General features: G+C 52.5%; 21 protein-coding genes. 8 read left to right on the top strand and 13 right to left on the bottom strand.

Translation table 11 applies throughout. The features are described 5' to 3' along the window. Window positions 1-131 precede the first annotated feature (131 nt). Window positions 132-404: a hypothetical protein gene (locus QKW35_RS06900; RefSeq protein ID WP_282351762.1), complete on the bottom strand. Its 273-nt coding sequence runs from the start codon at window positions 402-404 to the stop codon at window positions 132-134. Window positions 405-662: 258 nt separating this feature from the next. Here QKW35_RS06900 and QKW35_RS06895 point away from each other — a divergent pair, with 258 nt between their 5' ends. Together QKW35_RS06895 and QKW35_RS06890 are read left to right on the top strand one after the other, a co-directional pair. Next, window positions 663-1,046 carry a DUF3461 family protein gene (locus tag QKW35_RS06895; RefSeq protein WP_282351760.1) on the top strand — a complete coding sequence of 128 codons (384 nt, stop codon included), beginning with the start codon at window positions 663-665 and terminating at the stop codon, window positions 1,044-1,046. 373 nt (window positions 1,047-1,419) lie between these two features. After that, window positions 1,420-2,073, top strand: coding sequence for a cupin domain-containing protein (locus QKW35_RS06890; protein WP_282351759.1), 654 nt, complete (start codon window positions 1,420-1,422; stop codon window positions 2,071-2,073). A 62-nt stretch (window positions 2,074-2,135) separates the two neighbouring features. Here QKW35_RS06890 and QKW35_RS06885 read toward each other — a convergent pair whose 3' ends face one another. From QKW35_RS06885 to QKW35_RS06875, 3 genes are all read right to left on the bottom strand, one after another. Further along, window positions 2,136-3,260, bottom strand: coding sequence for a diguanylate cyclase (locus QKW35_RS06885; protein WP_282351757.1), 1,125 nt, complete (start codon window positions 3,258-3,260; stop codon window positions 2,136-2,138). Next, a complete protein-coding gene (locus tag QKW35_RS06880; protein ID WP_282351754.1) occupies window positions 3,261-3,743 on the bottom strand; it encodes a putative pterin-binding protein in 483 nt (160 codons plus the stop codon). It abuts the gene before it with no gap. 340 nt (window positions 3,744-4,083) lie between these two features. Then, the gene (locus QKW35_RS06875) at window positions 4,084-4,509 is read right to left on the bottom strand and encodes a MerR family transcriptional regulator (protein ID WP_282351752.1); all 426 of its coding nucleotides are present in this window, start codon (window positions 4,507-4,509) and stop codon (window positions 4,084-4,086) included. Between the two features lie 84 nt (window positions 4,510-4,593). Here QKW35_RS06875 and QKW35_RS06870 point away from each other — a divergent pair, with 84 nt between their 5' ends. After that, window positions 4,594-5,253 carry a cation efflux transmembrane domain-containing protein gene (locus QKW35_RS06870; RefSeq protein WP_282351750.1) on the top strand — a complete coding sequence of 220 codons (660 nt, stop codon included), beginning with the start codon at window positions 4,594-4,596 and terminating at the stop codon, window positions 5,251-5,253. A gap of 16 nt (window positions 5,254-5,269) precedes the next feature. On the opposite strand, the gene QKW35_RS06865 is transcribed toward QKW35_RS06870, so the two are convergent. Next, window positions 5,270-6,292 (bottom strand): GlxA family transcriptional regulator, encoded by a 1,023-nt coding sequence (locus tag QKW35_RS06865; RefSeq protein WP_282351748.1) that lies wholly within the window; start codon window positions 6,290-6,292, stop codon window positions 5,270-5,272. A gap of 131 nt (window positions 6,293-6,423) precedes the next feature. On the opposite strand from QKW35_RS06865, the gene QKW35_RS06860 reads away from it, so the two are divergent. From QKW35_RS06860 to QKW35_RS06850, 3 genes are all read left to right on the top strand, one after another. Beyond that, on the top strand, window positions 6,424-6,987 hold the full coding sequence (locus QKW35_RS06860; protein ID WP_282351746.1) for an OsmC family protein: 564 nt from the start codon (window positions 6,424-6,426) through the stop codon (window positions 6,985-6,987). 91 nt (window positions 6,988-7,078) lie between these two features. Then, window positions 7,079-7,558 (top strand): carboxymuconolactone decarboxylase family protein, encoded by a 480-nt coding sequence (locus QKW35_RS06855; RefSeq protein ID WP_282351743.1) that lies wholly within the window; start codon window positions 7,079-7,081, stop codon window positions 7,556-7,558. A 68-nt stretch (window positions 7,559-7,626) separates the two neighbouring features. After that, window positions 7,627-8,445, top strand: coding sequence for a helix-turn-helix domain-containing protein (locus QKW35_RS06850; protein ID WP_282351741.1), 819 nt, complete (start codon window positions 7,627-7,629; stop codon window positions 8,443-8,445). An 18-nt stretch (window positions 8,446-8,463) separates the two neighbouring features. Here QKW35_RS06850 and QKW35_RS06845 read toward each other — a convergent pair whose 3' ends face one another. Continuing rightward, window positions 8,464-9,027, bottom strand: a complete 564-nt coding sequence (locus QKW35_RS06845) for a GDSL-type esterase/lipase family protein (protein WP_282351739.1) — start codon at window positions 9,025-9,027, stop codon at window positions 8,464-8,466. Between the two features lie 7 nt (window positions 9,028-9,034). Continuing rightward, window positions 9,035-9,946 (bottom strand): LysR family transcriptional regulator, encoded by a 912-nt coding sequence (locus tag QKW35_RS06840; protein ID WP_282351737.1) that lies wholly within the window; start codon window positions 9,944-9,946, stop codon window positions 9,035-9,037. Between the two features lie 96 nt (window positions 9,947-10,042). Between QKW35_RS06840 and QKW35_RS06835 the strand changes: the two genes are divergently transcribed. Continuing rightward, window positions 10,043-10,630 (top strand): LysE family translocator, encoded by a 588-nt coding sequence (locus tag QKW35_RS06835; protein WP_282351733.1) that lies wholly within the window; start codon window positions 10,043-10,045, stop codon window positions 10,628-10,630. A 399-nt stretch (window positions 10,631-11,029) separates the two neighbouring features. Here QKW35_RS06835 and QKW35_RS06830 read toward each other — a convergent pair whose 3' ends face one another. The 6 genes from QKW35_RS06830 to QKW35_RS06805 form a co-directional block, all read right to left on the bottom strand. After that, complete coding sequence (locus QKW35_RS06830; RefSeq protein WP_282351732.1) at window positions 11,030-12,394, bottom strand: NAD-dependent succinate-semialdehyde dehydrogenase; 1,365 nt, start codon at window positions 12,392-12,394, stop codon at window positions 11,030-11,032. Between the two features lie 267 nt (window positions 12,395-12,661). Continuing rightward, window positions 12,662-13,591, bottom strand: coding sequence for a dimethyl sulfoxide reductase anchor subunit family protein (locus QKW35_RS06825; protein WP_282351730.1), 930 nt, complete (start codon window positions 13,589-13,591; stop codon window positions 12,662-12,664). A 115-nt stretch (window positions 13,592-13,706) separates the two neighbouring features. Further along, complete coding sequence (locus QKW35_RS06820) at window positions 13,707-14,396, bottom strand: 4Fe-4S dicluster domain-containing protein (RefSeq protein WP_282351729.1); 690 nt, start codon at window positions 14,394-14,396, stop codon at window positions 13,707-13,709. A 21-nt stretch (window positions 14,397-14,417) separates the two neighbouring features. After that, window positions 14,418-17,342 (bottom strand): molybdopterin oxidoreductase family protein, encoded by a 2,925-nt coding sequence (locus QKW35_RS06815; protein WP_282351728.1) that lies wholly within the window; start codon window positions 17,340-17,342, stop codon window positions 14,418-14,420. Between the two features lie 390 nt (window positions 17,343-17,732). After that, on the bottom strand, window positions 17,733-19,166 hold the full coding sequence (locus tag QKW35_RS06810) for an aldehyde dehydrogenase family protein (protein WP_282351727.1): 1,434 nt from the start codon (window positions 19,164-19,166) through the stop codon (window positions 17,733-17,735). Between the two features lie 376 nt (window positions 19,167-19,542). After that, window positions 19,543-19,863: a hypothetical protein gene (locus QKW35_RS06805; protein ID WP_282351725.1), complete on the bottom strand. Its 321-nt coding sequence runs from the start codon at window positions 19,861-19,863 to the stop codon at window positions 19,543-19,545. Window positions 19,864-20,105: 242 nt separating this feature from the next. Here QKW35_RS06805 and QKW35_RS06800 point away from each other — a divergent pair, with 242 nt between their 5' ends. Further along, window positions 20,106-21,281: an acyl-CoA dehydrogenase gene (locus QKW35_RS06800; RefSeq protein WP_282351723.1), complete on the top strand. Its 1,176-nt coding sequence runs from the start codon at window positions 20,106-20,108 to the stop codon at window positions 21,279-21,281. Window positions 21,282-21,298 lie beyond the last annotated feature (17 nt).

Here is a 21,298-nt window from a genome sequence, read left to right as displayed (position 1 = left end):
TTTGAATGGAGTTGTTGGGCATCGCTTCACGATGACCAACCAAAAAAAAGAGCCACGTGTGGGCGTGGCTCGAACAGCGCGTTACCAGAGCAAAGAAAAAGTAACGACTCTCAGGGAGAGACAATGATGTCTCATACAGTCAGCGGAGTTCCCTGCGCTTCCTGCTTTTGCTGCAAAGCGGCTTCAGCCATCTTACGACCGAAGATCTCCATCACATCAGCACCCTCTGGGTTTTCGCTGGCTTCATCCATTGCGTCTACCATTGCCTGAACAGTTGGGAGCGTCTTCTCAACCAACTCGGTGATGTACAGTTCAGGGGTTGTGCCGGTGTATTTGTGGTAACGATCAAACAATTCCAAGGTTTCAGGCTGCAGTTCGATCTGTACTTGAGTTTTAGTCGCCATAATGACTCCTGCGTTGTTTTTATAGTCTTATAACCTCGGCCGACATACTGTCTGCTCCTTCAAACCAAGTGTCGACCTGATGATTTCACTATAAGCAGTGAGCCCTCTCCTCATTAGGGCCAGAAAAAAAATCCCGCTGGAACCAAAACTGGCTATATCCACCCGACCAAACTGGCCCTACTGAATCAAACCCCCTGCTTTATTCTTGAGTGTTAGCAAGAGACGAATCACATAACCATAAGAACAACGGAAAGAGCAATGTCAGAATTCAACACCCTGAGCGCAATGGGCCTGACCGATGTGAATGCAATCAGTCACTATAAGCTGTCACGTCAAGACAACCAGGAAGTACTGAAGGTGTACTTCAAACGCCCTGCTGGTTCCGCAATGCCTGATAGCAGCACCTTCTGCTTTGATTGCAACACCGTCGTTCCTGCTGATGCTGAAGCGGCCAGCCAGAGCAAAGACAATGGTGGCAGTGACCCAGTATTGATCGCGGCGGTCAACGAACTGAACGCCCTGAACAAAAGCATCAGCAACCACGACCGTCGTTTGCAGTTGGTGAACGAGCTGGATCGTCTTGAACAGATCATGGCAGCCAAACTGCAGGAACTGCGCGAAGACCTGAACCGTATCGTCTGATCTTTAACTCGCAAAACATCCATAAAATGGCCCCTCGTTGGGCCATTTTTGTTTCTCTCCTTCCTGCCGCAGTGGCGCCCGGTTACACCATCTGCTCCTCGCCGATCACTACCCGCAAGTCCTCACGCTCATAAGCGATAGTTAGCATCTCACCCAAAGCAGTGGCGTTGTATTCAACACAAGGCGTTTAAAGCACCATTCTACGAAACATTTATCGACCCGAATGATATCGATGAAGTATTGTCTACGTTTAATAAGTTCCGCCCTATTAGCTGGATTAGCAGTTCAGGTGCTGTGGCGTGCGTCACCGGCTTCCGGCTAATTAACGATGCAGGATTGTAAATGGTGGCTTGTAGATGGGAGCAACTCAAAAATGCTGAATATGGACTTCTCACAACGGGTGGTCATCGATACAAACGAATTGGACTGGGTTGCCAGCCCTGCTGCGGGCGTAGAACGTAAACCGCTTGCGCGTGCAGAAGCGGAAACCGGCCATGCTACAAGCATCGTGCGTTATGCCCCCGGGGCGAAGTTCGCCAGCCACCTGCATCCCTACGGTGAAGAGATCCTGGTTCTGGATGGCGTATTTTCTGACGAGCATGGCGACTATCCGGCCGGCACCTATATTCGTAACCCCCACAACAGCAAACACGCCCCGTTCAGCGAACAGGGCTGCACCATTCTGGTAAAGCTCTATCAGTTTGACGTTGAAGATCAGACTACAGTACGTATCGATACCAACAATGCTGAATGGCTACCTGGCCAGGGGAATTTGCAGGTAATGCCGCTTCATAGTTACGGTACAGAGCATGTAGCACTGGTGAAGTGGCCCGCCGGGGAGCGTTTTGTACCCCACCGCCATGCAGGTGGAGAAGAGATACTGGTTTTGTCCGGTACCTTTATCGATGAACACGGTCGATACCCTGCCGGGACGTGGCTGCGCAGTCCGCATATGAGCGCTCATTTTCCCTATGTAGAGGAAGAAACGGTGATATGGGTAAAGACCGGGCATCTACCCATTGAGTAAGTAAGATCTTGCCGTGCCAAAACAGAAAAGGGGCTTTCATGCCCCTCTTCTATTTGTATTGTTCAGTTGCCTACCTGTAGCGACGAACAGATACTCTTTAAGCGCCGCTTGTGCACTTTTTTGGCTCCATACATCTTCATATCTGCAGCATAGAGCAGCTCTTCTGCGGTACGTCCATCAAGCGGATAGAGCGCTACACCCATACTGTGAGTCACGTCAGTTGACAGACTTTTGCTTGATACTGGACCCGCCAAGCCATCATGCAATCGATCGGACATAGCGGGGACCTCCCGCGCTTCTTTAACCGGATATTGGATGACTGCGAATTCATCACCACCGAGTCGTGAAGCGATATCAACGCGGCGGACACAATTGGATAAACGCTGTGCAAACACCCGCAAAACATGATCACCAAATAAATGGCCGTACTTGTCATTGATCGGCTTAAACTCATTCAAGTCGATCAGATATACCGCGAAGCTTTCATCGTAGCGCTCCGCTCGCAGAATGATCTGCTCAAGGTGATCCATAAAATAACGACGGTTGGCCAGCCCGGTTAGTGAATCGTGAAGCGCCAATTGATGGCTGGCCCTGAATTGACGGATCAGCATCACCACCAACACCAGACCGCTCACCACCAATCCAAAAAACGCGATACCCGCAGCCCTGAGATGTTCGGAGAAACCACTCAAACCATATACCGCATCACGATCATGGAAGTTACGAATGTTCAGTTCGTGAATGGGGTCTTTAAACTTACTCAGTGCCACAAAGACGTCACTAGAAACAGCAGGGGCACCACTATCGGGAATCGCCTGCACCTTTGCATCGTAACGTTTCAGAACATTCAAAACGCCCGTTGCTAGTTCTTGAGCACCTAACGACTCTCGTGCGAATGATGCCTCGTAACCGTCGAGTACAACCGTCGCCCTGTTCCAAAGAATCTCGAATGCCTGAAGCACCTCATCACGGTTCTCTACGCCTGCGGTATGCAATTCCAGGGCGTGTAACAATGACTTGTGTTCATTTTGAAATTGTTCGATCGTCCAGATGGCAAGGGGATATTCGTGCGCTAACGTTACCGATGCACGGTTGACTTGATACAGGCTGAATGCGGAGCTTATCGCAAAGACCAAGACCGTCACGGAAACAAGAATATAGTCTTTGCGAACTTCAAATCGTCTCAATTATCGGCTCTCTAGCTTGTTGAGCTGCCATATCATTTGGCCGTGCATCCTGCGCGTGTCCAGCTCCGGATATTGGTCCAGGGGCAACATGAGCCAGATTGGCCCTTTGTCTCGAATGCGCATTGCGTTGCCGTCTTTGCGCGTTGCAAGAATGATCGGATAATTGTCCAGCAAGTCCTGATTGATTTCCACGACATAATCGTTAAGTGCATATGCTTTTACGGTATGTCCCTTATATGGACCAGACTTGAGCAGCACGTCTTTCAGAAGCGGGCCACTGAATGCATGACGTTCAGTCCAGGGAGTGGACGTTTCAATGACATGTTGTTTAAAGCCATCCAGTTCCTTCAGGCTGTACGCTTTTGTGCCACCCTCATCGATTACCGAAAGAATGACCTTCTCGCCCGCCTGAGTCGTTGCTGCTACAACGAATGCCAGCAGTGTAAAAAGAAACGGTCTAAAAACTGCACGGAGGTAAATCACTTCATCAGCTCCACTAAAAGACGTTATTGCCTTACCTGTTTATAGTCGTATTTGCGCGAAAATTCAAACACAAATCAATTACAAAAAAACACCTCAAGCTTTGTTTTTTAAAGGTTTTAGGAACAACAAATCAAACAGAAACATCTAATATACCTACCCAGCACTCATTATGACCGCTAAATCTGAAGAAACTTGGCGGGGTGTACGTTTCAGGCAGTAGGCTTAGAAAACAACGCGTTAGAGCGACGTGGGCTAAAGCTACGTCTCTTGTCCGGGTCAACACGGTTATCTGCACTACTTCGGCGAAAGGACGATGAGTCAGAACGACAAACCCGTCAAACTACTGGTGATCACTTCCACACAAGCCGTGGTCGGCCAACACATCCAGAATCCGGCATTTATGGCTGTGTTCATAATCACAGCCCTCTATCATCGCAACGAGTTCGGCCTCCATCGCCTTTAACTTAGCGATCTTGTTACGAACGTCATCCAGGTGCTCCTGCGCAATGCGATCCGCTTCGATATGATCGCCGTAGCAGCACCCGTTCAGTTGTTGAAGTTTTTCGATCGCAGGCAGATCAAATCCCAAGGCACGGGCATGACGGATAAAACGTAACGTGGTCAGATGGCGCTTGGTATAACGTCGCTGGTTGCCTTCGGTACGTGTAGGTGCAGGCAAAAGCCCCTTGTCTTCATACCAACGAATCGTTGGCACTTTGCATTCAGCCAGCTTTGATAATTGACCGATTGAATAAAACTCTGACATTTTACCCTCCAGCACTTGAACCTCTAGTCACTAGAGACTTTAAGCTTTCTTTATCGATAAGGAAATAAAGAAAGGAGCTTTCAGATGGCACAGCACTGCTGCGGTAAAACCGAGTTCACCGGTCTTGATCCGGCTTACAAACGTATACTCTGGCTCATTATCGTCATCAACGGCGCCATGTTTGGCGTAGAGATGGTGGCGGGCTGGATTGCCCAATCCCAGGCACTTCAGGCCGATGCGTTGGACTTTATCGGCGATACACTGAGTTACGGCATCAGCTTATGGGCGATTGGCAAAGCCGCATCCATTCGAAGCAATGCAGCGATCTTTAAAGGGACCAGTTTGCTGCTGATGTCGGTCTGGGTGTTTGGCAGCACCGGTTATCGTGTGTTTGTGATGAGCAATCCGGAAGCCTTCACCATGGGAGCGATTGCGATTGCAGCGTTTTTGGCCAACCTAACCAGCGTTTTGTTGTTGGTGAAGTATAAAGATGGTGATGCCAACGTGCGTTCCGTATGGCTCTGTAGCCGTAACGATGCAATCGGCAACCTGATTGTCTTGATCGCCGCGTCCGGTGTTTGGGCCACCAGCAGCGCATGGCCGGATCTGATTGTGGCGGGCGTTATGGCAGGCTTATTCCTCTCCTCCGCATGGCAGATCACAACACAGGCGTTGCGGGAAAAGGAAAGCATTCGCCAGAATTCAGGCGGTTGTTCTGCATCGAAACAGGGGCAACATTCATAGTTGGACTGATTCGTTCTTAGAGGTCTGCTTGGAAATGCTTCTGACCAAACATCTTGCGGTACTGGCTTGGGGATATGCCGGTCAAGCGCTTAAATAGACGCCGGAAGAAACCGGCGTCTTCATAACCAACATCTGCACAGATATCATCGATCGCGTTTGAAGTACTCTCCAACCGTCTCTTGGCATTCTCGATACGCAGGTTTTGAATACGTTCGATCATCGACTCACCGGTCGCCGTTTTGAAACGGCGCTTAACGGTACGTTCAGCCATGCCTAGGTGTTTCAGCAATCCGTCAATCGCATCAGGACGCAGGTAGTGTTCATCCAACCACTGTTCCGCTTCAATCACCAAAGAATCACGATGCATCACCTTGTTTACCAGCGGCTTATAAGGTAACTGCCCCTCATCATGCCACTTAAGCAGGTACACCTTGCTGATCCGCATCGCTTCGGCCGGACTGCCATGACGGGAGATAATGTGGATCACCAAATCATGCCAGGAACTGGTCCCGCCTGCAGTCACCACATGACCGGTTTCATCGGCAAAACAGAGAATCGGTTCAGGCTGAAAGTTGATGTCGGGATAGTGCGTGCGGAACAGATGTTCATACCCCCAATGGGATGTGGCTCTACGTCCCTTTAGCAGACCACTTTCCGCCAACACCAGAGAACCGGAGCACGCAGAATATACATAGGCGCCCTGCCCATGCTTGCGCCGGATAAACGCCATCATTTCCGGGTAGCGCCCGTGCAGGTCTTCATCGGGCCCTAACCACAGCTCCGGAATGATCAAGATGTCACACTCGGGGTCGTCCTCTATAGAGGTATCGGGAATCACTGGAATATTATGGCCGCAGGTAAACGGTGCTTTATCAATCGAGGCGATCCGATTCGTAAACAGTGCAGGAAGCGGCTCACTGCGGACCAGCGTTTGCCAGACATTCCCCGCCGCGGACAACACATCCAACATCCCATACAGGGACGATCCGGCAGTTTCGGGCACCGCCAAAAACAGAACCCGTATCGTGGATTGCGTCATACATCCTCCTCCATTGGCACAAATGGCCTGTTAGTGGCAGGAATGCTTCTTACAACAGCTTAGCCCACGCAGGACAATGAATTTACCGTCCAAGAGCACCCGGACGTACCAACAATTCAGAGGGTAGAACCATGTTAGAACAAGTAAAAAAACCAACCATGCGTAACGGTGTAAATATTGATGACCTGATGGCGACCATTTCCGCAGTAAAGCAGGATCCAAGCCTCGCGAAATTCCGTTTTAGCGCTCAGAACCAGTGGATCGACTGCGGACATAACCGCAGTGCGATCAAAGCATTCTACGGTTGCGGCGCGATGGATACCACCCGTGCGGTGCCATTTACGCTGGAAGCGGACGAGCCCGCTGTGTTGCTGGGCACAGATAAAGGTGCAAACCCGGTAGAATATGTACTGCATGCCCTGGTGAGCTGCATGACGACCAGCATGGTGTACCACGCAGCAGCACGCGGCATAGAGATCGAATCCGTTGCGACTTCACTGGAAGGCGACCTGGATCTGCAGGGATTCCTGGGCCTAAGCGATGACGTACGCAAAGGTTACAGCACCATTCGAGTCAATATGACTGTGGCATCCAACGGTTCGGAACAGGCTCTTCGTGAATGCATCAGCTTCTCACCGGTATACGAGATGATCTCCCGCTCACTTCCGGTGGAGTTGAAAATGCACGTGCATTGATAGCCAAACCAGCTGATGTCGAAAATTTACAATACCGTCTAAGGCTCTCTCTTTAAGGTTGTTTATACATAACCCTAACGGAGAGAGCCTTATGTCTGAACGAATCAATTACATCAAATACGCACCCGAGGCGATGGAAGCGATGTACAACCTGGAGCACTATATCGCCCGTTGCTATCGCGAACGCGGCAGTTTTGAGCGATCACTGCTGGAGCTGGTTAAACTGCGTGTCTCCCAGATCAATGGCTGTGCTTTCTGTATCGATATGCACACCAAAGAAGCCCGCGCTGCGGGTGAAACAGAGCAGCGCCTGTACGGCCTTAATGCCTGGCGTGAAACCAATTACTACACACCCAAAGAACGAGCAGCCCTTGCCTGGGCAGAAGCCAATACATTGATTGCCGGAAACGAGATCGATGATGTGCTGTATGGTGAAACACGGGAGTACTTCAGTGAATCTGCACTGGTTGATCTCACACTCGCCATTACCACGATCAACGCATGGAACCGTATCGCCCGCAGCTTTGGTACCGAAGCGGGTAATTACGAAGCTGGCAACATAGCGTTCTAAAAGAGGTGATAAGTCTTCGCCACGGACGGTGCTAGACTTTTCGAACACACGTTGGGCGTATCGCTACGATGGAAAACACGCTTACAGGCTTTTCTCACCTAAATTTGCGGCTGTATAACCCCGCGGCTCCCTTACGCCCCTACATCAAGAACTACTGGTTTATCTCTGCGCCTGAAAACGCGACGCTGAGAACCGAATATCTGCCTTGCGATACCGGTTGTGGCATTACCTTCAGTTTCAATTCCAGACTGGTCATGGGTGACAGCGCGATCAGCCAGGGCTGTCTGATCAGTGGCCCGAATACAACCTCGCTCCCTTTGCAGCTTGGCGATCAGATCGACGCTGTCGGCATCCGTTTTCACCCGGGTATGGCGTATCCGTTTTTTCAGGAACCGTTAAACGAGTTTATTGCACCGATTGAACCAACCGACCGCGTTCAGCAACGTCTTGAATTAAACCAAATCTATGACACGCTGGCGTCAAACGCTTCAACCGCTGCGCGAGTCACTCAGCTAGACAGCTGGCTAATGCACCTACTGGAGAGATCGGTTGGCGTAAGTTCAGAACTACACAAGGCACTTGATTGGCTGGATAATCAAACCCTGCAGCCAATCACCTCCCTCTCGGAACAGATCAACCTGAGCCAGCGTCAGCTCGAGCGCTTGTTCAAGCAATGGGTCGGAATCAGCCCGAAGCATTACAGCCGGTTGTTGCGCGTCAATCATGCGCGATCCACGCTGCGCGATGCATCGGGCACCCTATCGTTAACCGAGGCTGCGCTAAATGCAGGCTACTTCGATCAGGCTCATTTCAATCGCGAGTTTAAGCAGGTTGTTGGACTGACGCCGGGGCAGTATCTGAAGTGTCTGGAACAACCTGAAAGGTAATTGCGGGTACATCACCGGTTAGGCAATGAACGCTTCCCATACATTCCATGAGAGAACACGCTTTGACAGTAAGCTATAACCTGCCGAATGCGGATGGGCTCCGTCGTTAGATGCCACCTCGTCACGCCATACAGGATTGCAGACTAATCCATCAAACACAGACAGATAAGGTACGCTGATCTCTGAGCACAACTGCGCGAGCTCGGCATCCAACTTATGTACGCGCTTGTTTTGGCCATCATCAGCAATGGGTGGTGGTCCTACCATCAACACCGAATGCTGTTCCGCCGCCTCAATCAACAGCGCCCGTGCATTTTCGATACTTCGCGCGGATTCGACGCGCAAAACACCGTTTTCCATTGTTGTGTCGTTAACGCCAAACGAAAAGACCACCAGTGTATCGAAATCACCCTGCAAGCGTACCGATAGCTCCTGATCAAAGCGGCGGCGGATGTCTTTGCTCGTATCACGTCGAATACCCAGATTATAAAACGTAATTTCCAAATCCGGATCACGGGCTTCCAACGCGGCACACACACGGCCGGTCCAGCCAAGCTTGGTTTCATCGCCGGTTCCGTTCACGAACGAATCACCTATGAAGCAGATTCTTAAATCCCTGGTCATACTTGTTATCCATTAGATCCGCTAAAAGCAGCTTAAGATTATTGTTCATCGACGCATTCTGAGGCCATACAGCGTAGATCGGAATCGGTTCTACCTGCCACTCGGGTAGCGGATCAACCAGGATTCCGGTACGTAACGCCTCTTCAACCAGGAAAGCCGGCGGAGTGGCCAACCCAATACCCAGAATCGCAAACTGGGTTGACGCCTCTACCGAATCCACAAACACCCGGCTTTCAAACTCGACCGCTACACGCTGCCCCTTGGGACCAATCAGCACGCGGCTAGGCGACAGCATAGACAGACGAATCCAATCCCAAGCTTCCAAATCTTTCGGCGTGTGAGGTGTTGCCTGAGCGTTAAAATACTCCGCAGAGCACACCAGCTTACGCTCGATCTCTCCGATACGCCGTGATTTGAGACTGCTGTCCGGCATGTTGCCCGCACGGACCGCCAGATCGATCCCGTTAGCGATCAGATCCTGTCGCGTATCGGTGTAGATCAGGTTCAGCGTAATGCCCGGATAGCGTTTACAGAACTGTGCGATGCGTAAGTTTAGCGGTCCGCGCGCGACCAGCGATGGTAGCGTGACTGTCAGCTTACCTTGTGGCTCTGCCTTCTCACCCGCAATTTCACTGAGGCCTGCCTCTGCGGCATCGATCATCGCCTTTGCATGTTCATACAGCACCTGGCCTTCATGGGTCAGCGACAGCTTGCGTGTCGAACGATAGATCAACGCGGTACCGACCCGTTGCTCCAGCTGCCCAACATGGTAACTTACCACTGATGGCGACAATCCCAATGTTTTAGCGGCACCACGGAATGAGCCCTGTTTTGCCATCTCAGCGAAAATTGCGATTGCTTTGAGATCATCGATCATTGAATCACCCGTTCGAACAATGAAATCCAATTAGCCTATCTAATTAAACACTCACCATCGTAATAGACTGGGCACATTCTTCAAGGAGGTTAAGAGATGTCCGTAATTTTAGCGATGTGTTTGTTTTCCCTTTCCATGTCGATCTCACCTGGGCCGGTGAATCTGATCACCCTCTCCACGGGCCTCAATCACGGTGTGCGCAGTGCGATGCCGTTTGTTGCGGGCGCCACCGTCGGATTTTCTGTCCTTTTGCTTTTTATTGGACTGGGAGTAGGACAGGTTGCGGCTGAAAACACCGAACTCATGGCTGTGCTGGGTTATATCGGTTCTGGCTTTATCTGCTACATGGGCTACAAGATCGCAACCTCGGATGGCAGCGTTGAGATTAAACGACAAAATCGCCCCACCTTTCTCCAAGGTGCTGCATTGCAGCTGCTTAACCCGAAGGCCTGGATCGCGTGCCTGGCAGGCGTGTCCGCGTTTAATCTGTCCGCGTCCTATGAAGCCCTGATGGTGTTCTCGATCCTTTACTTCGTGATCTGTTATGCATCAGTAAGCAGCTGGGCGGTATTGGGCTCCCGAATTAGCTATCTACTTACAAATGATCGTAATCTGGTCATTTTCAATCGTTTGATGGGCGGGACTTTAATTATTGTGGCTGTCTATCTGGCATCGCTGCAATGAAAGGGCTGTAATCTGGGTATTAATAGTGACAGCGTACAGAACAGGAACGAGGTCAAATCGCCAACTGAATTGTAGGTTGGCCACCGCGAAGCGGTGGCCAACATGTTAGGCATCGCTTTGCGATGACTAACCTACACGACTGCCTCGAATACAAAAAGGCCACCTCATTCAGGTGGCCTTTTCTATTCCCAAAGTCAGGAATCAGCTATTGGCGCTCGGATGAGTAGCGGACTGCACTTGGGATTGCACTTGGGCCAGCCCTTGCGTTCTGTAATCATCCGTACGTTCATCATGACCTGTATGCGAGCGCATCATGCGCTGCTCCTGATGTTGGAAGATATCCCAGGTCATTAGCGTGTCATTGTTATTTTTGTACGCGCTAGTCATGACTTCTATCTCTTATGCGATCCAGACAGACTTGCTGTTACAGAACTCGCGAATACCGTTTACGCCCAATTCACGACCGAGTCCGGATGCTTTGGTGCCGCCAAACGGCATACGGATATCACTGGCCACCTGTGCGTTCACGAAACCTGCACCGACATCCAACTGACGCAGGAAGGCTTCGCCTTTCTCCAGATCCTGAGTCCACACGCTTGCACCCAGACCGAAGCGGGTCGCGTTGGCCTGAGCAATCGCATCGGCTTCGTCACGTACCGCAACGATGGCGGCAACCGGGCCGAAGATCTCTTCGTTGAATGCGGTCATGCCCAGCTTTACGTTGTCCAGCACAGACGGAGCATAGAAATAACCTTCGCCTTCTACCACTTCGCAACCGGTCAGTGCACGCGCACCTTCAGAGATGGATTGCTGTACCTGTGCATGTACCTGATCGCGCAGATCACCGCGCGCCATAGGCGCAAGCGTTGTGGTTGCATCCAGTGGGTTACCGGTTTTCAGCGCCTTGGTGCGCTCAAGCAACATCTCGGTGAATTCGCCAATGCGGCTTGGTACGACTAGGAAACGCTTGGAGGCGATACAGATCTGACCTGCGTTGCTGAAACGTGCACGCATTGCCACATCCATCGCTGCGTCCAGATCAGCGTCATCCAATACGATCAGCGGATCGGAACCACCCAGTTCCAGAACGGCTTTCTTCAGGTTCTGGCCAGCCAGTGCCGCGATCTTACGCCCTGCACCTTCGCTACCGGTGAAGGCAACACCGTTTACACGGTGGTCAGCAATCACTCGGGCTGCCTGATCAACGGAGATAGTTACTTCGGTCATTAGACCTTCTGGCGCACCCGCATCGCGCATCAGGGTTTCAACAGCCTTGGCACAACGCGGTACGTTTGGCGCGTGTTTCAGGATGATACCGTTGCCCGCCATCAGTGCTGGCACCATGCAACGGAATACCTGCCACAACGGGAAGTTCCACGGCATGATGGCAAAAACCATGCCCAGTGGCTCGTAGGTTACCAGGCTACGGCGTGCAGGGGTTTCGATCATGTCGTCCTGCAGCATACCTTCAGCGTTGTCCGCATAGAAACCACAGGCCAGTGCACATTTATCAACTTCACCCAGTGCTTCGGGCAGGAGTTTACCCATCTCCAGGGAGATAACTTCCGCCAGTTCCTGACGGCGTTCGGTTACCAGATTGCCCAGCGCGCGCAGCAGTTGGGATCGCTCGGCAAAGGAGGTGCAGCCCCACGCTTCAGCAGCCTGAGAGGCAGACTCAAGACGTTGCTCTAGCTGATCGTCGGTCAGAAAGTCGAACTGTTCAATCAGTTCACCGGTAGCAGGATTACGTGTTTCAAAGTTCAAGATAAAGCTCCTTCCTACTCTGCTGCGAAACCGATTGTTCGCGCAGGCCAAATACCAGAAAAGCGCCGGGTCAGGTGTTTACCCAAGCCGGCGCTCTTATGAAATGTTAAGAGGAGAGGTGAAAACGTCGCGAGCGAAGATTAGGCAAGGCGGAGGTTGGTGAAAAAGCGCAGTCATCGTGCCCAATTGGGTATTACGATAGTAAATGAGCATTTTGAACCAACCTCTAACGCAGCATAATCAAGCGCAGTAGTTTTCAGACTCCTCTTAGACACGCTGATCGCCGTGGAACAGTCGTACCACATGACGTGCTTCAGCGAAGAACAACCAACGTTCAACCAGAAGACCAATAATAGTCAGAATCGCCGCCAGTGCCAGCAGTCCGGCGCTGCTGGTCAACAACAGCAGGAAAGGAAGCACAAATGCGATGCCAACCATCAGCACACGCAGGCGCATCAGACGGTTTGCTTCAACGGTGTAACCAAATTCATTGTTCAGAAAGCCGTTAGCGGTGTGGCCTTGGTCCAACAGACGAACACTTGCCTGGGTGAAACCCGTTGCGGTGTTAATGGTGCTGCCCGCAGGTTTACCGATCCAGAACAGATAAATCAGTTTTACTGCTGCGCCCAGAATCACCAGACCGATCGCCAGGTTGTGCAGTACAGAGGACAGATCGCCCGCTACCGTTGCCTGAACCGCTGCCAGCAGCAAAGAGCCGGACATCAGGCCCAACGCGATGTAGTTAACCGGCGTCAACGAAGTGTTCCACTGACGGATAGTTTTCAGGCTCGCATAGATCATACTGGTGCAGAACAGCGTAACCATTGCCAGCGCTGCAGCGCCGTAACCCGCAACCACAGCTGCACCGTTCACTTCAGCGCCGTTGAACCATACGTTTGCCAGGTACGCCAGCACGAATGGGTAGAACAGCACAGCAAAGACCGCTTCGCGGGACAGCCATGAGGTTTTGAAACGGCTGAAAGAACGCCATGCGTTTTTAGGGTTTGCCAAGTGCAGGGTGGAGGACAGCAGACCGCCGCTGATCAGGACAAAGCCCAGGATACCGCCAGACAGCAATACGTTGCTATCCTGCAGCTGAGGCACGCCCAGCAAGTGACCCAGAATCATCAGGGTGATCAGGCCGTAACCCGCCCCTGACATCACAGTAAATACAAGTACTGAAAAAGCCGGATGCATAGTAACGTCTCCGTAATAAGGTTGCCGGACCGGTGGAGGCGGTCCGGCATGCCGGTGCTACTAAAACCGGCAAAACTTTTGTTGTTGTTTTCGAATATCTATCGTAGATAGCGAATCATCGGGCGATGACCTTATTTACCCAGCCCTTCACCGTTGCCTTGATGGACTTCGGCTCGTAAGTCTCAACCACAGGCTTGTTACGTGGTGGCAGATAGGTGTTTACCGGCTCGTAACCCAGCTCTGGCATCAGCTGCTTACCGGCACGATCACGTACCAGCTTGCTTACTTCAGAGTCTGGATCGTCGAAGTCACCGAATACACGGGACTTGGTCGGACAGGTCATAACACACGCTGGTTTGCGCTCATCTTCCGGCAGACGCTCATCGTAGATACGGTCAACACACAGGGTACATTTCTTCATGGTGCCCTGATGTGGATCCAGCTCGCGTGCGCCGTATGGGCAAGCCCAGGAACACAGGTTGCAGCCCATGCACTTATCCTGATCGACCAGTACGATGCCGTCTTCTTCACGCTTGTAAGATGCGCCAGTCGGGCATACGGTCACACACGCTGCGTTGTCGCAGTGCATGCAGGACATCGGCATGTTCACCGTCTTAGAGTTCGGGTGATCATCTACCTCGTAGGTACGGATACGGTTCAACCAAGCGCCGTTCGGGTCTTTACCGTACGGATTTTCATCCGACAGCGGCCCGATGGTGCCAGAGGTATTCCACTGCTTACATGCTGTTGCGCAGCCGTGGCAGCCTACGCAGGTGTCGAGATCAACAACCAGACCTAATTTCATGTTTTTCTTCTCCGTCTGCTGTTACTTCTCGCCACGAGTCAGGATGTCTGACATCGGGCGCTTCAGGTTGACGTTTTCGTGAGACGTGTAGCTCAACATATCCGGGGACGGCTTCGCATTCGGCTGCGGTTTCAGCGCGCTGAATGTTGGCCATGCACCGGTTTCGCCCGGTGCGGCTGGTGTGATCTTCACACGCAGGTCGTACCATGCAGCCTGTCCGGTCACAGGGTCGGAGTTGGTAACACGGTCCACTTTGTCGCCCTTCTGAGGCAACAGTTCGGAGATCAGGTGGTTCATCAGGAAGCCGTCGGTCGCTTCGTTGGCGTCGTCAGACAGCCCCCATGCGCCGCCGCGTTTCGCTATAGCATTCCAGGTCCAAACGGTCTGCTCGTTGGTACCTTCCATCAGTTTTACCTGAACGCGGATCTTACCGTTGTGGGATTCCACCCACACCCAGGACAGATCTTCGATACCCATCTTCTCGCCAGCTACGCGGTTCATGAACAGGTAGTTCTGGGACATGATCTGACGCAGCCACGCGTTCTGGCTATCCCAGCTGTGGTACATGAACATCGGACGCTGGTTTACCGCGTGGAACGGGTACTCGTCGCGATCGATGCGCTGTTCTTCCAGTGGCATGTAGTAGAACGGCAGCGGATCGAAGTATTTCACCAGACGCTCTTTGTGGTGCTCTTCGGTTGGCATTGGACCGTCGTACAGCCCCTGCCCCGCCAGACGGAATGTCTGCAGCTTTTCGGAATACAACTCAATCACGATCTGATTGGTAGAACCCACCCAAGCCGCTTCTTTCGCCAGTGTCAGGTAATCCAGGTTCGCGTGACGCATGTAACGCTGGTTTAGGTCCAGGTGCATCTCGAAGAAACCTTCGTTCTCCGCGTAGGCTTCCCACTGACGTGGGTTTGGCTCACCGCGCAGGGACTTGTCGCCATCCTTACCGCGGTAACCCGCCAGGAAGCCGATGCCCGGTTCTTTCTCGAAGTTAACGATGAAGTCTTTATAGCCTTCGTACTTACGCTCACCTTCAGGTGTGGAGAATGCCGGGAAGCCCAGACGACCGGCCATCTCTACCATCACTTCCTGCCAGCTCATCACGTCGCGGTCTGGCTGGATCACTGGGATACGCACGGAGTCACACGCTGCGTGCGGCTCGGAGATCGGGCGGTCCAGCATGGAGATGGTGTCGTAACGTTCCAGGTACGTGGTGTCTGGCAGAACCAGATCAGAAAACGCCACCATCTCGGAGTTGAACGCATCGGAGCATACGATGAACGGGATCTTGTACTCGCCGTCGTCCTTCTTCTCGCACAGCATATCGATGGTCTGTGCGGTGTTCATGGAGGAGTTCCATGCCATGTTCGCCATGAACAGCATCAGCGTGTCGATCTCGTACGGATCGCCTTTCACCGCGTTGCTGATCACCATGTGCATCAGACCGTGACAGGAGATCGGTGCGTCCCAGCTGTACGCTTTATCGATACGTTTCGGGCTGCCGTCTTCGTTGATCACCAGATCTTCCGGGCAGGTTGGGAAGCCCAGTGGTGGTGATTTCAGTGGCGTGTTCGGCGCCATATCTTTGGCAGGTTTAATACCCGGTGGAACGTGTTTTGGGAACGGCGGCTTCGCTAGGTGGCCCCCTGGGCAGTCGATAGTACCCAGCAGCACCTGCAGCAGGTGGATAGCACGGCAGGTCTGGAAACCGTTAGAGTGTGCGGAGATGCCACGCATCGCGTGCATGGATACCGGACGACCGATGAACTTGTCCTGCTTACGACCGGCCCAGTCAGTCCACTCTACATCGATGGTGATGGACTCTTTGAACGCAACGTGCGCCATTTCCAGCGCCATACGCTCGATATCTTCTGCTTTAACGCCACACTCTTTCGCAGCGTTCTCCGGTGCGTACTCATCGTCGAGGTATTTCTCGAGCATGATGTTCATGGCAGTACGCACAGGCGTGCCGTCTGGCATGGTGAACTCGCCAAACAGCGCAGGGTTGATGTCCGGCAGGTTCGCGTCCACAAACTGCTCTTTCACCAGATCCCAAACCTGAGGCTCACCGCTTTCACCGCGGTAGAACAGGCCATCGCCCTTCTGTCCCGGAGTATTTACAACCAGCTGCGGAGAGTTGGTGTAACGGATCAGGAACTCTTCATCCACCAGTTGGTTTTTCAGCAGCACGTGCACCATCGACAGTGCCAACACCGCATCGGTGCCCGGACGGATCGCGACCCATTCGTCTGCAATCGCCTGGTAACCGGTACGCACCGGGTTAACCGCGACAAACTTGGCGCCACGCTCTTTCAGCTTCTTCAGGCCCAGTTTGATCGGGTTGGAGCTGTGGTCTTCCGCCACACCCCACATCATGAAGTACTTAGTGTTGTCCCAGTCCGGATCACCGAACTCCCAGAACGCGTGACCCATGGTGTACAGACCACCGGCCGCCATGTTTACAGAACAGAAACCACCGTGTGCAGCCCAGTTGATGGTACCGAACTGGCTCGCCCACATACCGGTCAGTGCCTGCATCTGGTCACGACCAGTGAAGTACGCCAGTTTTTTCGGATCGGTTGCACGGATGTGACGCAGACGCTTCTCCAGCATATCCAGCGCCTGATCCCAGGAGATCTCTTCAAATTCACCTGCACCACGTTCGGTACCCGGTTTACGCAGCAGTGGCTTGCTCAGCTTCGCTGGCGAGTACTGCTTCATGATGCCGGAGTTACCCTTGGCGCAGAGTACACCCTTGTTAATTGGATGGTTTGGGTTGCCCTGGATGAAACGAACCTTGTTGTCCTCCACTGTGACTTTGATGCCACAGCGACAGGCGCACATATAACAGGTCGTATATTTGGTCTCTTGGTTCGCGCGATCTTCAAACTCAGGAAGACCAGATTGAACCGGGATTACATTGGCTTGGCTTGTCATATTTATTATCCACCGTTGCGTTGATGCCGTATCACCAACGCAGTTACTTAGTACCGCGAGGACACTCGGTGTATCCGAAACCGCTGAGACGGCTTTGCGAATTTTTGGCTCTGGTATTCATCCTATGGGGGGCACTGGTTCCAAACAACGACCAGAGAGAAGCGGCCTATGGGGCCAGCGCCAGAACGGCTGGTACCAATAAGGAATTGGCCTAAGCGGCGGATTTGGATTGGATCTATAACTAAGGAAAGACCTTAGAATGAGGCGTTAATGTAGGGTCGCCTTCAGGCTACCGGCAGCCTGAAGGCTGCCCTACAGATGTACGATTCAATTTTCTGAAAACACAAAAAAGGCGCCCATAAAGAGCGCCCTCTATAATCAATTAATCCTTTAAGACCAACCAGTTACAACTTTCACTTCAAGAAACTCCTCCAATCCCCAAACACCACCTTCGCGGCCGTTACCGGATTGTTTGTACCCCCCAAATGGAGCACCTGCGCCAAGCATTTCACCGTTGATCTGCACCATGCCGGAACGGAGTTTACGGGAGATACGATTGGCCTTTTCGCCATCCTGAGTCTGGATGTAGTTGGTCAGGCCGTAGAGGGTATCGTTGGCGATCTGCACCGCCTCCTCTTCACTATCAAACGGGATCATGGACAGCACCGGACCAAAGATCTCTTCGCGGGCGATGGTCATCTCATTGTTCACACCAGCGAACACGGTTGGGCGTACGAAGTAACCTTTGTCCAAACCTTCCGGTTTACCCAAACCACCGGCCACCAGCTCAGCACCTTCTTCGATCCCTTTGGCGATCAGATCCTGAATCTTGTTGTACTGCAGTTCAGATACGACAGGACCGATATGACGCCCTTCCAGTGATGCGATGTCCACACTGGTCTTCTCCGCCACCTCTTTAGCAGTCGCCACCGCCTGATCGTAGATAGAACGCTCTACCAACATACGTGTCGGCGCATTGCAGGATTGCCCCGTGTTGTTAAAGCAGTGACGTACACCACGCACAACGGCTTTCTCGTCTGCATCCGCAAACACGATATTGGCGCCCTTACCGCCCAGTTCCAGACTCACGCGTTTCACGGTGTCTGCGGCATTCTTCGAGATTGCCACGCCGGCACGGGTCGAACCGGTAAAAGAGATCATGTCGATATCCGGATGGCCGGACAGCTGGGAACCTACGCCCTTACCATCACCGTTCACCAGGTTGAATACGCCCGCCGGGAAGCCCGCGTCGTCGATCATCTCGGCAAACAGCATGGAAGACAGCGGAGAGATTTCAGACGGCTTCAGCACCATAGTGCAGCCGGCGGCCAGTGCGGCAATAACCTTCAATGCAACCTGGTTCATTGGCCAGTTCCATGGCGTGATCAGAGCACAGACGCCCACCGGCTCATAAATAATCTGGTTGCCCGGCGCGTGGTCACCCAGTGGACGTTCAAACTCAAACTCTTTCAGCGCACGCATCAGGTTTTTGATGTGACCCGCACCTGCGCCCCACTGTGCAGTTTTCGCCAGCGCCATTGGTGCGCCCATCTCCATAGAGATCGCTTCCGCCATTTCGGTGCTACGGGCTTTGTAGTTGGCGTACAGCTTTTCGAGCAGCGCGTAGCGTTCCTCTTTGCTGGTCTGACTCCAGCTCTCAAAAGCATCCTTGGCTGCGGCAACCGCTGCGTTGGTATCCGCGTCTGAACCCAGAGAGATAACCGCGCAAGGCTCCTCAGTGGACGGATCGATTACTTCCAAATCTTTTGGCTGTGCAGGCGCTACCCACTGACCATTAATATAAAACTCGCGCTTTTCCAGCATCCCTTTCGCCCTTTGTTTTTTTAGACACAACAAAACCCGTGGTAGATAACTCTACCACGGAACCTTCAATTGAGTTCGACACCAACTCTCGCTTTAAGGGCGATTCAAGATCAAGACAGCGATTACAGGCATGCTGGTTGCACGGCGAAAATCGCTAACACAGAGATCGGATTGCCCGTGTGACATACCACTTAAAGCCCCGGAGGGCGATTGCTAAAACAGCCTGCTGCTTTATCAACCGCAGAGAAAGTTTCGAACTCAGTTGCAAGTTCCTTAAGTCTAAGTCATGGTTTTTACTTATAAAGCGGATCTACGACCAATAGGCAGGAAATTTATTCAGGTCGACGCTTTTACGATGCGAGGGACAATGCAGGAATCAGATTCGAACGAACGCAGCAGCCTCTTCACGGGTAAAGAACTGGCCCAGACGCACGAAGCCGGAAATGACAGAGCTGCGTATTTCGGTTACATGACCGGACAGGTCTCGCGCAACGATCCAACGTTCAGGTAGATTTTCGAGGGTATGAAACGGCGCCAACATACCGTTTTTAAAGCGACACAACACAATATCGCCCGTTATTTTATCCATAAACGCCGGTACGAAGCCCATATGAGAATTGCCCTCACTCACGCCTGCAGTGCCGGCAAACTCAATGTTTTCCTGCTCGATACGTTGTAGCTTCACTTGAGTATTCATGACAATTACCTCTTCCAGGCCCTGTTCCACCGCACGTGTTTGTGCTTTTTGTGGTCCTTCTATTAAAAACCTAAGCCACCTAACTGAAACCAGTCTGAAAATTCTGAAAAATTTCTTTTCGGTCATATTTACTACCGGTACGCACCCAACACGTACTGGATCATAGGCATACGTGCTTAATAGCCCCGTTCGGCAAATCCTCATCCATACTCATAGGAACGGAGATTTAAACGGAGCCGACCATGAGCAAAGCAGCCTTCAACTGGAGTGATCCGTTTGACCTCAACGGGCAACTCACCGAAGAGGAGCGGATTATCCGTGATAGTACCCGCGAATACTGCCAGGAAAAACTGATGCCCCGAATCCTGGAAGCGAACCGCAATGAAACGTTCGACCGAGCGATTATGGAGGAACTGGGCGCACTCGGACTCCTGGGCGCTACCCTTCCCGAGCGTTATGGTTGCGCAGGCACTAATTACGTTTCCTATGGGCTGATCGCGCGAGAAGTGGAGCGCGTCGACAGCAGCTACCGCTCGGCCATGAGCGTTCAATCCTCATTGGTGATGTATCCCATCTATACCTACGGCAGCGAAGCCCAGCGCAAGAAATATCTCCCTAAACTCGCGTCTGGTGAATGGATCGGCTGCTTTGGATTGACCGAACCGGATGCCGGTTCTGACCCCGGTGGCATGCGCAGTCACGCTGAACCAACCAGCAACGGCTACCGCCTGAGCGGAAATAAGATGTGGATCACCAACAGTCCACTGGCCGATATTTTGGTCGTCTGGGCTAAGCTAGACGGCGAGGTTCGAGGCTTTATCCTCGAACGGGATATGCCTGGACTCTCCACGCCCAAGATAGAAGGGAAATTCAGTCTACGCGCATCCGTGACCGGCGAGATCGTCATGGACGAGGTGATCGTGCCGGAAGCGAGCCTGCTGCCCAATGCCAGCGGATTGAAAGGCCCGTTCGGCTGCCTGAATAAAGCACGCTTTGGCATCAGTTGGGGGGCATTAGGAGCCGCCGAGTTTTGCTGGCATGCCGCGCGCCAATACTGTCTTGACCGCAAACAGTTTGGCCGCCCACTCGCGGCCAATCAGCTGATTCAGAAAAAACTGGCCGATATGCAGACCGAAATCAGCCTTGGGCTTCAAGGCTGCCTGCAGGCAGGTCGATTAATGGATCAGAACCGGTGCGCCCCCGAACTGATCTCCCTTCTAAAGCGCAACAACTGTGGCAAGGCACTCGATATCGCCCGTGCGGCCCGCGATATGCACGGTGGTAACGGTATCGCCGATGAATTCCACGTCGTCCGTCACATGATGAATCTTGAGGCTGTAAATACCTATGAGGGCACCCACGATATACACGCCCTGATTCTGGGTCGGGCGCAGACCGATATCCAATCCTTCTTCTAATAAGAGGACCTGAATGG

It is taken from the genome of Pontibacterium granulatum (genome assembly GCF_029961155.1).
Lineage (GTDB): Bacteria > Pseudomonadota > Gammaproteobacteria > Pseudomonadales > Balneatricaceae > Pontibacterium > Pontibacterium granulatum.
This window is presented reverse-complemented; position numbering and strand designations above follow the sequence as displayed.